This is a genomic window from Mycobacterium sp. ML4 (assembly GCF_054515735.1).
The window spans coordinates 286,652-298,382 of the sequence record NZ_JBTNSY010000003.1; the positions used below are offsets into that span (position 1 = coordinate 286,652).

Genomic DNA, 11,731 nt, shown 5'->3' on the forward strand with positions numbered 1-11,731 from the left:
GCTCTCGTACCAAATCGTTATGTACCATTTTGCGCCGAATTCGAGATCGTCCGTACACTGGCGTGCTGTGTCCTTTGCCGATGCCACAATTGCGCGCCTCCCCGGGGTGCTTCAACCCTTTGCGATGCGCCACCATGAGCTGATCAAATTCGCCATCGTCGGCGGCACCACATTCATCATCGACTCGGTAATTTTCTATACGCTGAAGCTCACCATTCTCGAACCCAAACCGGTCACCGCCAAGGTAATCGCCGGCATCGTTGCCGTCATCGCGTCCTACGTGCTCAATCGGGAGTGGAGCTTCCGCGACCGCGGCGGTCGCGAGCGCCACCACGAAGCGCTGCTGTTCTTCGCGTTCAGCGGCGTGGGGGTGTTGCTGAGCATGGCACCGCTGTGGTTTTCCAGCTACGTGCTGCAGCTGCGGGTGCCGAACGTATCCCTGACGATGGAGAACCTGGCCGACTTCGTGTCCGCCTACATCGTCGGCAACCTGCTGCAGATGGCTTTCCGCTTCTGGGCGTTCCGGCGATGGGTGTTCCCCGACCAATTCGCGCGCAACCCCGACAAGGCGCTGGAATCGGCGCTGACCGCGGGTGGTATCGCCGAGGTGTTCGAGGACGAGCTGGAGGGCGGGAACGTCACGCTGATGCGGTCCTGGCGTAACCGTCGCGGCAAGGGCAGCGGCCGCCTGGCGTCGACTCAGCTGGGAGATTCCTCCGAGCCCAGGGTGTCGAAAACTTCGTGATAGAGCAGCGCGTGTACTTCGCGCAGCCGCGGAATGTTGTAGAACTCCAGCGGATCCTGTGACGCCGACTCGATGATCAGCGTTCCGGTCCGGAACATCCTTTCGAGAATCTTGTCCCGAAACTCCACGCTGTTGATCCGCGCCAGCGGGATGTCGATGCCGCTGCGGGTCAGGACGCCGTGCCGGTACATCACCCGTCGGTTGGTGACGACGAAATGCGTGGTCAGCCAGGAAAGGAACGGCCATATCGTCAGCCAGCCGATGATGATCAGCCAGATGCCCCAGATGACGCCCTGCAGGATGTTTTTGGTGAGCTGCGCCCACTGAGTCGAGTTCACGAAGCCCGATCCCAGTCCCGCCAGGCCGGTCGCCAGCAACAACGCCAGGACCGGCAGAATCAGCCGCTTCCAGTGCGGGTGGCGATGAATCACGACCTGCTCGCCGGCGGCCAGCGCGTTGTCCGGGTAGCCCATGTCGCGCGAGACTACCGCAGGTGCACCACGTCGCCCGCGGAAATCACGACGGTCTCACCCGACTTGGCTTCGTCGCTGTCCCAGGTTTCCAGGATCAGCCGGCCCTGGTCGTCGATGTCGCGCGCGATACCGGTGATCTGCCGTCCGCCGGGGAGTTCGGCGCGTACGCGCGAGCCGAGGGTCAGGCTGCGGGCCCGGTAGTCGTTGGCCAGCCGCTGGTCGGCGCCGTCGGCGGCGCGCCAGCCGGTGATCCGCTCCCCGAGTTCGCGCAGGATCCGGAAGATGAGCACGTCCCGGTCCGGCCGCTCGACACCCTCGGCGCGCAGCGAGGTCGCCCCGGACACTCCCGGCGGGGCCGCGGTGACGTTGAGGCCCAGACCGATCACGGCGAACGGGTGCGCGACCTCGGCCAGAATGCCGGCCAGCTTGCCGTGCCCGGTCAGCACGTCGTTGGGCCACTTGAGGCCCGCCTCGACGGTGGTGGCGGTGGCGACCCCGTCGGCCACCGCCAGACCGGTGGCCAGCGACAACCAGCCCCAGCCGGCGGTCGGGACGTCGTCGACCCGCACGCCGACCGACATGGTGATCTGCTCTCCGGGGGACAGCCATTGGCGGTCATGGCGCCCCCGCCCGGCGCTCTGGTGCTCGGCGATCAGCACCTGGCCGTCGATGTCGGTCCCGGAAGCTGCGCGCGCCAGCAGATCGGCGTTGGTCGAACCGGTTTGCTCGACGACGTCCAGGCGCTGCCAGTAGGACTGGCCGCCGATCACGTGGGCGCGCAGTGCAACCTCGTCGAGCGGGGTGAGCTGATCGCGGTCGGTCATTTGGCCAGCTTAGAGACTGGCCCGCCCGGCAGGTTCGCAGCCAGGGCTCACAAGGATGCATTCTTGGGCAAGCGGCGATAGGTAGCATGCATGCGATGCGCGAAAAAACTCTGAGACCCGGCTGATGGCGACCGAACTGGAGTTGGAGTTGGAGGCGTTGGGCCGGTTGCGTCCCGCGTTGGGAACACTTGGCGGGTTGCTTCGGATGGCCGCTCAGGCGCCGCACGCCGGTGCGACTCCGGACGCTGCGACGGACTCGCCGTCGCTGGTGGCGGCCAGGTCGGTCAGCGGCGAGACAATTCCTGGCCTGCAGACGACCATTGCGGACCGATTCATCGAGGTCGGTGATCTGATCGAGGCGGCCCGCCGTCAGTTCGCCCAATCAGATGGCGATCTGACGACCGTGATTACCAGCGCAGGGGATCTACTGCCCGGCCGTTGAATAGTGATCGGACGACAATTGCTGTGCGAGTGAGCGCCGGTTTGATGTTCGGACACCGCTGAAGGAGGTGTGCTGCGATGGTGACTCTTCATCAGATCAATGCCGCCAACCCGCAGGCGGTGCTGGACATGATCAATTCGTGGAAAACGTCGGCCAAGGAGATGCTCGACCACGCCGGAACCTACCGCGACCTGGTGACTCTGCCGGGCGGCCTGCCGTGGTCAGGCCAGACGCGAGATGCCGCGGTGACTATGGCGGGCAGAGACTACAGCGCTATTGACCAAGTCCACGACGCCCTCGATGCGATGGCTGACGCCGCGGCGACCGGGATGGACCCCGTGATCAGCAATCTCAATGCGGTGCGTGACTTGATTGCTCAAGCCACTTCCGCCGGATTTCACGTCAACGATGACCTGTCGGTCACCCGACCCCAGGCACCGGTAGCCGACATCCTGGATCCCAAGGGCAAGGAACTGGGCGAGCGCTACGAGAGGGACATCAAAGCCGCCGCCCAGAAGTGGTGGGACTCCGAACAGGCGGTCGCTAACCAGATCAACAGCGCCAAGCAGAATTTGGCCGCCCGGTTCAATGCCTTGGGTGCGCTCAACGCCGACGAGGGTCGCCAGGCCGGCAGCGATCTGATCAGCAACCATTTCCTGTCCCCGCAGGAACAGGAACGGCTCATCGCGGCCGGCTCGCTGACCCAGGCCCAGCTGGACAGATTGGCCAGGGGCGAGCGGGTGGAGGTGGGTGCGGGCCGGATGGCCTACCTCTACCAATTGTCGCAATCGTTGAATGGCAAGAGCCCAGCCGAGATCGCGGCACTGATGGACGGCTTGCCGCCGCAGGCCGCAGCGGCGTTGTCTCAGGGACTGGCCATCGTGTCCAACCACAACGCCATCTCCGGGGTGCCCAACACGCAGGGCGCGACCGACGCGACACGCAGCGCCTTCATCCCGGCCGCGGGCAGCGTAAGCAACCTGCCCAGCGGCATCGTCGCCGAGTTGACGCGAACCGACCGGATTACCCACGGGATGTCGACCGCTGGCGCTGGCAGCGGAGCGATGGCCCGACCGGAGACGACGCTGCGAGGCGTGGGTGCGCTGCAGGATATCGCGAAGATCTTCAAGCCTGCCGGTGCCGGCTACCTCAACGGCAGCGAAGCAACGAAATCGATGCTGGCCGCCGCGTCGCAGTACGCCGAAGCCGACGCGACGCACCGCGGCGCACTCGCGGCGAACCCGGTGGTGGCGCCCGATCAGCTGACGGTGGATCACCACGGGGGCGGTTCGGACCCGCGCAATGCGCTGGCCCAGATCGTCGGCGTCGCCGGGCAGGATCACGTCGGCGTTCACGACCTGGTGACCGACCCGCGGACCCGGGACGGATTCCTGCACGGGATATTGACCGATCAGTGGGGAGACGCGTCGGGCCAGGTTGGCGACGCTTTCCGGTGGATGGGCGACGATCCGCACAACCGAATCGACGCCGAGACTGCCAACGGGGTCGCTCACTACATCAGTGCGCACAGCGGCGAACTGCAGCACATGCCCGGGGGCGGCACGTTCGCCGCTGACAATCCCGGTGTGGCGCAAGCCATGGCCGTCGGTCTGGGCCCTTATCTGGCGCAGCTTGCGGGAGCCGACCCGTCGCTGTTCAACGCGCCGGGAGTCGAGAGTTTTCACCAACGCCAGGACATGGCGAACTTGTTTTCGACGTTCGACAGCGATCACGGCGCCGGCGTGACGATCAACAACGCCGCCTTGCAGCAACAGCAGTTCCTGGAAACGCATGCCGCCCACTTCGGTATCCAGGGCAACGAGGTTGAGGTTGCCTCCCGGTTGCATCAGGCGATGCTCGACGGCGCCGATCAGGCACGTCATTTCGATCAAACCAATCAGGTATCACAGGCGGCCAAAGGGGACGCCGCCATGGGCACTATGTGGGATACGGGTTATGGTGCGCTGACCGCCGCTACCGGTCTGACGGGAGCTACCGTGCCCGGGGCCCAGCTCCCTGCGGCGGTGTTGGCGCGATGGAATCCGCGTTGGGTCCACCGCTCAAGGGCCTGTTGTTACACCCCACCGACACCACCGCCATGCAGGGCGATGACTACATCACCAGGCAACTCACCTCACCGAACTTCGGTGCCACCGTCGCCGAACAAGCCACTATCCTCAACGGCTTGCTCGATGCCCACCCCGAAATCGCCCACGACAGCCGAATCGCCGACTACATCAGCTACGACCGTGCCGGCAACGCCTTCATCGACCCACGGGGCGTGACTGGCGGTGGGGTCGCGGCCGACCTAATCAGCAAATGGTTCGCGCACAACGCCAAAAATTACGGCTATGACGCCGGCACCTGGGAGCAGCAGGAAAGCAACGGCGAAAGGCATCCAAATTGGCCCTGACACGCTGCCCGCTTATCGCCCACCGAATGCTGACGGCCACGGCTCTGGTGATGGTCTTGGTCCTGTTGTCGGCTACCGGGTGCAGCCACCGCCCGCCGTCGTCGCCAGCGCCGACCACGGAGCGTGGCCCCGACGACATCCTTCAGACCACGGCGCGCTGGCTCGACAACCCCAGCATTGACCTGATGTCGCCTGAAGGCACCTTCGTGCGGGCAACCGTCGAATCGCTCGTCAGGGCCAGCTACGGGCGCGGACGCGGCAATGAGGCCATCGACGACGGCGGCTATCCAGGGTTCACTCGCGCATTTCACAACGCCTACGACCCGAATGCTCTCGGCGGTGTCGGAGACCATCAAGCCACCTACGTGGGCACCGGATATTACGAAGTGGTTGTCCTACGCCACGATGCGGACGGTCACTACACCGCCGGCTACTGCTATTTCGCGTCCATGACGGCACTGAAAGAGCCTGATGGCCGGTACTCCAGCAACGGCACCGGCCTGGTCGCAAACTATGCTAGCGACTGGCTGACATTCGGACCTGACCCCGAGATACCCGCTGAGCGCCAACGTGCCCCCAAAGCACACCAGGCAGGACCCGCCCGCATCCCTACCGATGACGTGTTCGGCACCTGGATCGTGACCAGCAGCGACGACTTAAAGAAGCACGGCGAACTGCCGCAATGCCGGAGATTAGCCCCGGGAACGCCCCCGGATTGGCCGCAGGGCGAATATGTGCGCTCTACCCCACCGCCCACCTTGCCGCCCAGCCCCGGCTGGCCCGAGGGCGGCTCCGCGTAATGAACCGGCACCTGGGATCAGCAGGAACATGCCGGCGAAAAGGGGACATATTGGCCCTGACACGCTCCCCCCACACCGCGCACCGACGCCTAACGGCCACGGCTCTGGTGCTCGTGTTGGTCTCGTTTTTCGCTACCGGGTGCAGCCACCGCCCGCCGTCATCGCCGGCGCCGACCACGGTGCGTGGGCCCGACGACATCCTTCAGACCACGACGCGCTGGATCGACAACCCCGCCATTGATCTGATGTCACCCGAATCCACCTTCGTGCGCGCAACCGTCGAGTCCCGGACTCGAGCAGGTTACGGGCGCGGGCGCGGTACCGAGGCCATCGACGACGGCGGCTTCCCGGGGTTCACTCGTGCGTTTCACGACGCCTACGACCCGAAGGCTCTCGGCGGTGTCGGTGACCACCAGGCCACCTACGTGGGCACCGACTACTACGAAGTGCTCGTCCTGCGCCACGACGTAGACGGTCATTACACCGCCGGTTTCTGCCATTTTGCATCGATGACGGCACTGAAAGAGCCTGACGGCCGTTACTCCAGCAACGGCACCAGCCTGGTCGGAAACTATGACAATGGCTGGCTGACATTCGGACCTGACCCCGAGATACCCGCTGAGCGCCAACGTGCCCCCAAAGCACACCAAACAGGACCCGCGCGCGTCCCCACCGATGACGTCTTCGGCACCTGGATCGTGACCAGCGTCAACGACTTCAAGACGCTCGGCGACCTGCCGCAGCGCCGGAGATTAGCCCCGGGAACGCCCCCCGATTGGCCGCAGGGCGAATACGTGCGCTCCACCCCGCCGCCCACGCTGCCGCCCAGCCCCGGCTGGCCCGAAGGCGGCTCCGCGTAATGAACCGGCACCTGGGATCAGCAGGAACATGCCGGCGAAAAAGGGGACATATTGGCCCTGACACGCTCCCCGCGCACCGCGCACCGACGCCTGCTGGCCACGGCTCTGGTGCTGGTCTTGGTCCCGTTGTGGGCTACCGGTTGCAACCACCGCCCGCCGTCGTCGCCAGCGCCGACCACGGTGCGTGGGCCCGACGACATCGACCAGACAACTTCGCGCTGGATCGACAACCCCGGGATCGATCTGATGTCGCCGGAAGGCACCTTCGTGCGGGCTACCGTCGAGTCGCTCGTCAGGGCCAGCTACGGGCGCGGACGCGGGACTGAGGCCATCGACGACGGCGGCTACCCGGGGTTCACTCGCGCGTTTCACCATGTTTACGACCCGAATTCTCTCGGCGGTGTGGGCGACCGTCAGGTCACCTACGTGGGCACCGAATACTACGAAGCGGTTGTCCTGCGCCAGGACACGGACCGTCGCTACCTGGCCGGCTACTGCTATTTCGCGTCCATGACGGCACTGAAACAGCCTGACGGCCAATACTTCAGCAATGGCACCGGCCTGGTCGCAAACTACGGTGCAGGCTGGCTGACATTCGGACCTGACCCAGAGATACCGGCTGAGCGCCAACGTGCCCCCAAGCACACCAGCAAGGACCCGCGCGCGTCCCGACCGATGACGTGTTCGGCACCTGGATCGTGACCAGCGTCAACGATTTCAAGACCCTCGGCGACCTGCCGCAGTGCCGGAGATTGGCTCCCGGAACGCCCCCCGATTGGCCGCCGGGCAACTACGTGCGCTCTACCCCACCGCCCACCCTGCCGCCCAGCCCCGGCTGGCCCGAAGGCGGCTCCACCTGACGTGGCCAGACGTCGTGAGGAACACCGATCACGATCACCTCACCGAACGAATTACTGACCAAGTCGCTACGTCGGACGCGACACCAAAGCGTTGCCCTGTCAACCGATTCCACGGCGACGCCGCAGTGCCGCAACGTCCTCGGCGATCAGACCGTCGATCCGCTCACTGAGTTTGCACTCCGACATTGGTTGGGCATGACCGAATGCCGTGTCGTATATGTAGTCGCCGTCGTCTTCGACTCGTACCCAGACGAGAAACTTCTCCTGCCAGTTCACACCCCATGATCGTGCGGGTTCGTGGTGGGATTGGACGGTGGCCAATGCCGCCACGTCTGCGTCGCGCACCCTCACGATGGTCGGGCCCGCGACGGGCACCCGAACGGGAGCGGCGAAGTCGTCGTCGGAGTCGACATCGGCCTCAACGAAATAGTTGACACATCCGGGAATGACGATCCGGGAACGCCGACCCGGTTTGGTCAAGCCGACCGAGCCGGCTATCGCCGATCCCAGGCCGTACGCCGACAATGAGTACACGTCGATGACGTCCCGGCCGGTCCGTTGGGATGCCAAGAATCCCGATTCGCCGGCGCGAAGGGCCAGCAACCGCGTATCCCGAAGGTCGCCGGACCTGTGATGTACCCGGCACTGCACCCAGATGTCAGCACACGTGTAGGCCGCCATCCAGGCCGCGAAAGTACGCAAGTCGCCGTTGCTGAATCGCTCTGCTATCGGCTGCGTCCCAGCAATCGAACGCGCCTCCTGCGGGGGAGAATCGCTGTGCGCGAACGGATAGGGCAATTGCTCCTGGCCCTGCAAGTCACACAGCGCAGCGAAATCGGTCAGACTGATGCTTCCTACCAAAAGCCGCTCATCCCCAGACATCGAGCCGCACCCGAGATTCCGTCGACCTGCACACACGGTTAGTTCTGATGGCCACCCGAGAATGCTCGCATGCCTTTGCGGCTATGGATCACTTCGGCGGGCGGCCGGGGTAGGCGCCGCGGGCTCACGGTCCATCATGTCGCGCACTGCCAGGTGAGAAAACAACATGCTGGTGCCGATCGGGTTGCCGCCACCCGGGTACGCCGTCCCACTGGGCGCGGCCATGGCGTTGCCGGCCGCGTAGAGACCGCGAATCGGGTTGCCGGAGGTGTCGAGCACCCGGGCGGCGGTGTCGGTGCGCAGCCCGCCCTTGGTGCCCAGATCCGAGATGCCGAACGCCGCGGCGTGAAACGGCGGCCGGTCGATGGCCACCAGCGGGGACGCGCCACCGGAGAATGCCCGATCGAACGCCTCGTCGCCGCGGCCGAAGTCCTCGTCGACGCCGGTGGAAGCGAATTCGTTGAAGCGGGCGACGGTCGCAGCCAGCCGATCGCCTGGTACGCCGATTTTCGCGGCCAGCGCCTCCAGCGTGCCGGCGGTGTGCCACAGTCCGGCATCGACGTACTTCGCGGTGTCGACGATGGAGACGTTGGGGGCTTTCACGGGCGGCCGCTCGCCCTCTTTGTCGTCGTAGACCATCCAGTACGGCAGGGTCAGCGAGCCCTCGCGCAGGTGGGCGATGATCTCGCGGCCGGCCCGGTCATAGGCCCGGGACTCGTTGATGAACCGGTTGCCGTCCTGGTTGACGAAGATGCCGCCGGTGAACCACAGTGCGAAGGCCGAGCGGCCGTCGGGGTGGGTCAGGCCCGGCGACCACCACGCCTGATCCAGCAGATCGGTGTCGGCGCCGGCCGCGATGCCGGCCTGCAGTGCGCGGCCCTGGCTGCCCGGTCCGCCCATGGTGTCGCGGGCGACGCCGGGCACGCCGTACCGGTGGCGCAGTTCGTCGTTGCATTCGAAGCCCCCGGCGGCCAGCAGTACCCCGCGGCGGGCGCGGATCGCCGTGCGCCTGCCGCCGCTTTCGACGATGGCGCCCCGGACCGCGCCGTCGGAGACGACGAGGTCCACCAGCGCCGTCCCGCACCGCATGGCCACGTTCGGGTACCGGCCGATGGCTTTGAGGAACCGGGCGATCAACGCGCGGCCCCCGATGTAGTAGTCGGGCGGGGTCGGTGCGCCGAGCCGGTCGGTGTCCAGCGGCCCGCGGATCGCGTCGCGCAGTTCCGGCGCGGCAGCCACCTTCAGCGGCTTGGCCGCGATGTGCCGCTGGCCGTCCAGGCGAGCCTTCGGCGCTTTCCCGTAGTAGTCGGGCCAAGGCAACGGCACGAACTTCAGGTCCGGGTCCTGCTCGAGGTATTCGATCAGCGGAGCGCCGCCGCGGACGAAGGTTTCCTGCAGTTCGCGGGGAGTCCGGTCGCCGACCACCGCGTGGTAGTAGGTGAGCGCGTCCTCGATGGTGTCTTCGATACCGCCCCAGTTGCCGGCGCGGCGCAGCACCGGATTGCACGGGAACCACACGCCCCCGCCGCCGGAGTACGCGGTGGTGCCCCCGAACTTGTCGGTCGCCTCGATCAAGAGCACGTCGAGGCCTTCGCGGGCGGCCGTATAGGCGCCGGTCACACCCCCGCCGCCGGACCCGGCGACCAGCACGTCGTGCTCCTGCGACCAGTCCACCGCGTTGCGGGTGCCCATCAACGGAGACTACTTAAGGGCTGGTTAAGGACCGGGCAGGGGTCTGCCGATACCATCGACTCCCATGACAAGCGTTCGCGATCACACCGCAGAGCCGGCCGCCGAGCACACGATCGACATCCACACGACCGCCGGCAAGCTCGCCGAACTGCACAAGCGCAGAGAAGAGTCGCTGCATCCGGTCGGCGAGGCCGCCGTGGACAAGGTGCACGCCAAGGGCAAGCTGACGGCGCGCGAGCGCATTACGGCACTGCTGGACGAGGACTCCTTCGTCGAGCTGGACGCCCTGGCCAAACACCGCAGCACCAACTTCGGGCTGGAGAAGAATCGCCCGGTGGGCGACGGCGTGGTCACCGGCTACGGCACCATCGACGGACGCGACGTGTGCATCTTCAGCCAGGACGCCACGGTGTTCGGCGGCAGCCTCGGCGAGGTCTACGGCGAGAAGATCGTCAAGGTCCAGGAGCTGGCCATCAAGACCGGCCGGCCCCTGATCGGCATCAACGACGGCGCCGGCGCCCGCATCCAGGAGGGCGTCGTCTCCCTCGGCCTCTACAGCCGGATCTTCCGCAACAACATCCTTGCCTCGGGCGTCATCCCGCAGATCTCCCTGATCATGGGGGCAGCGGCCGGCGGGCACGTGTACTCCCCCGCCCTGACCGACTTCGTGATCATGGTCGACCAGACCAGCCAGATGTTCATCACCGGGCCCGACGTCATCAAGACCGTCACGGGTGAGGACGTCACGATGGAGGAACTCGGCGGCGCCCACACCCACATGGCCAAGTCGGGCACGCTGCACTACGTGGCCTCCGGTGAGCAGGACGCCTTCGAATGGGTCCGTGACCTGCTGAGCTACCTGCCCCCCAACAACGCCACCGACGCCCCGCGCGAACCGTTCCCCGTTCCGGTCGGGGCCATCGAAGACAACCTCACCGACGAGGACCTCGAGCTGGACACGCTGATCCCGGACTCGCCCAACCAGCCCTACGACATCCACGAGGTGATCACCCGGATCCTCGACGACGACGAGTTCCTGGAGATCCAGGCCGGTTACGCCCAGAACATCGTGGTCGGCTTCGGGCGCGTCGACGGGCGCCCGGTCGGGCTGGTCGCCAACCAGCCGACCCAGTTCGCGGGCTGCCTAGACATCAACGCCTCGGAGAAGGCGGCCCGGTTCGTCCGGACCTGCGACTGCTTCAACATCCCGATCGTGATGCTGGTCGACGTGCCGGGCTTCCTGCCGGGCACCGGCCAGGAGTACAACGGCATCATTCGGCGCGGCGCCAAGCTGCTGTACGCCTACGGCGAGGCCACCGTCCCGAAGATCACCGTCATCACCCGAAAGGCCTACGGCGGCGCCTACTGCGTCATGGGGTCCAAGGACATGGGCTGCGACGTCAACCTGGCCTGGCCCACGGCGCAGATCGCGGTGATGGGCGCCTCCGGTGCCGTCGGTTTCGTCTACCGTCAGCAGCTGGCCGAGGCCGCCCGCAACGGCGAGGACGTGGACGCGCTGCGGCTGCAGTTGCAGCAGGAGTACGAGGACACGCTGGTCAACCCGTACATCGCCGCCGAGCGTGGCTACGTCGACGCGGTGATCCCGCCGTCGCACACCCGCGGCTACATCGGGACGGCGCTGCGGCTGCTGGAACGCAAGATCGCAGTGCTGCCGCCGAAGAAGCACGGGAACATTCCGCTGTGAGTCGAGCGAGCGGAGGGAGCGCAGCGAGCGACGGG

12 protein-coding genes are annotated in these 11,731 nt (G+C 66.2%); 8 read left to right on the top strand and 4 right to left on the bottom strand.

Annotation, left to right across the window (positions count from 1 at the left end; translation table 11 throughout):
- The first annotated feature begins 67 nt into the window (after window positions 1-67).
- Complete coding sequence (locus tag ACX9NE_RS05170) at window positions 68-745, top strand: GtrA family protein (RefSeq protein ID WP_459360606.1); 678 nt, start codon at window positions 68-70, stop codon at window positions 743-745.
- On the opposite strand, the gene ACX9NE_RS05175 is transcribed toward ACX9NE_RS05170, so the two are convergent.
- On the bottom strand, window positions 700-1,218 hold the full coding sequence (locus ACX9NE_RS05175) for a PH domain-containing protein (RefSeq protein ID WP_459360607.1): 519 nt from the start codon (window positions 1,216-1,218) through the stop codon (window positions 700-702). The two genes, ACX9NE_RS05170 and ACX9NE_RS05175, sit on opposite strands and share 46 nt — an antisense overlap.
- Before the next feature lie 11 nt (window positions 1,219-1,229).
- Complete coding sequence (locus ACX9NE_RS05180) at window positions 1,230-2,042, bottom strand: biotin--[acetyl-CoA-carboxylase] ligase (RefSeq protein WP_459360608.1); 813 nt, start codon at window positions 2,040-2,042, stop codon at window positions 1,230-1,232.
- 124 nt (window positions 2,043-2,166) lie between these two features.
- Here ACX9NE_RS05180 and ACX9NE_RS05185 point away from each other — a divergent pair, with 124 nt between their 5' ends.
- The 6 genes from ACX9NE_RS05185 to ACX9NE_RS05210 all read left to right on the top strand — a co-directional run bounded on the left by ACX9NE_RS05185 (window position 2,167) and on the right by ACX9NE_RS05210 (window position 7,417).
- Entirely contained in the window at window positions 2,167-2,484 is a 318-nt protein-coding gene (locus ACX9NE_RS05185; RefSeq protein ID WP_459360609.1) for a hypothetical protein, read from the top strand.
- 77 nt (window positions 2,485-2,561) lie between these two features.
- Complete coding sequence (locus tag ACX9NE_RS05190; protein ID WP_459360610.1) at window positions 2,562-4,769, top strand: TPR repeat region-containing protein; 2,208 nt, start codon at window positions 2,562-2,564, stop codon at window positions 4,767-4,769.
- A gap of 154 nt (window positions 4,770-4,923) precedes the next feature.
- The gene (locus ACX9NE_RS05195) at window positions 4,924-5,697 is read left to right on the top strand and encodes a hypothetical protein (RefSeq protein ID WP_459360611.1); all 774 of its coding nucleotides are present in this window, start codon (window positions 4,924-4,926) and stop codon (window positions 5,695-5,697) included.
- A 245-nt stretch (window positions 5,698-5,942) separates the two neighbouring features.
- A complete protein-coding gene (locus ACX9NE_RS05200) occupies window positions 5,943-6,557 on the top strand; it encodes a hypothetical protein (RefSeq protein WP_459360612.1) in 615 nt (204 codons plus the stop codon).
- Between the two features lie 51 nt (window positions 6,558-6,608).
- Window positions 6,609-7,259: a hypothetical protein gene (locus ACX9NE_RS05205; RefSeq protein WP_459360613.1), complete on the top strand. Its 651-nt coding sequence runs from the start codon at window positions 6,609-6,611 to the stop codon at window positions 7,257-7,259.
- Entirely contained in the window at window positions 7,256-7,417 is a 162-nt protein-coding gene (locus ACX9NE_RS05210; RefSeq protein WP_459360614.1) for a hypothetical protein, read from the top strand. The genes ACX9NE_RS05205 and ACX9NE_RS05210 overlap by 4 nt, the downstream gene beginning before the upstream one ends.
- Window positions 7,418-7,516: 99 nt before the next feature.
- Here ACX9NE_RS05210 and ACX9NE_RS05215 read toward each other — a convergent pair whose 3' ends face one another.
- Together ACX9NE_RS05215 and ACX9NE_RS05220 are read right to left on the bottom strand one after the other, a co-directional pair.
- A complete protein-coding gene (locus ACX9NE_RS05215; protein ID WP_459360615.1) occupies window positions 7,517-8,299 on the bottom strand; it encodes a hypothetical protein in 783 nt (260 codons plus the stop codon).
- Between the two features lie 81 nt (window positions 8,300-8,380).
- Entirely contained in the window at window positions 8,381-9,991 is a 1,611-nt protein-coding gene (locus ACX9NE_RS05220; RefSeq protein WP_459360616.1) for an FAD-binding protein, read from the bottom strand.
- Window positions 9,992-10,055: 64 nt separating this feature from the next.
- Between ACX9NE_RS05220 and ACX9NE_RS05225 the strand changes: the two genes are divergently transcribed.
- Window positions 10,056-11,696 (top strand): acyl-CoA carboxylase subunit beta, encoded by a 1,641-nt coding sequence (locus tag ACX9NE_RS05225; RefSeq protein ID WP_459370687.1) that lies wholly within the window; start codon window positions 10,056-10,058, stop codon window positions 11,694-11,696.
- The last annotated feature ends 35 nt before the right edge of the window (window positions 11,697-11,731 follow it).

What these genes read in the sequence shown, in the direction of transcription:
- ACX9NE_RS05190 (WP_459360610.1), top strand. Translation starts at nt 2,562, where the DNA reads ATGGTGACTCTTCATCAGATCAATGCCGCCAACCCGCAGGCGGTGCTG.
- ACX9NE_RS05185 (WP_459360609.1), top strand. Translation starts at nt 2,167, where the DNA reads ATGGCGACCGAACTGGAGTTGGAGTTGGAGGCGTTGGGCCGGTTGCGT.
- ACX9NE_RS05220 (WP_459360616.1), bottom strand. Translation starts at nt 9,991, where the DNA reads ATGGGCACCCGCAACGCGGTGGACTGGTCGCAGGAGCACGACGTGCTG.
- ACX9NE_RS05215 (WP_459360615.1), bottom strand. Translation starts at nt 8,299, where the DNA reads ATGTCTGGGGATGAGCGGCTTTTGGTAGGAAGCATCAGTCTGACCGAT.
- ACX9NE_RS05200 (WP_459360612.1), top strand. Translation starts at nt 5,943, where the DNA reads ATGTCACCCGAATCCACCTTCGTGCGCGCAACCGTCGAGTCCCGGACT.
- ACX9NE_RS05225 (WP_459370687.1), top strand. Translation starts at nt 10,056, where the DNA reads ATGACAAGCGTTCGCGATCACACCGCAGAGCCGGCCGCCGAGCACACG.
- ACX9NE_RS05175 (WP_459360607.1), bottom strand. Translation starts at nt 1,218, where the DNA reads ATGGGCTACCCGGACAACGCGCTGGCCGCCGGCGAGCAGGTCGTGATT.
- ACX9NE_RS05180 (WP_459360608.1), bottom strand. Translation starts at nt 2,042, where the DNA reads ATGACCGACCGCGATCAGCTCACCCCGCTCGACGAGGTTGCACTGCGC.
- ACX9NE_RS05195 (WP_459360611.1), top strand. Translation starts at nt 4,924, where the DNA reads ATGCTGACGGCCACGGCTCTGGTGATGGTCTTGGTCCTGTTGTCGGCT.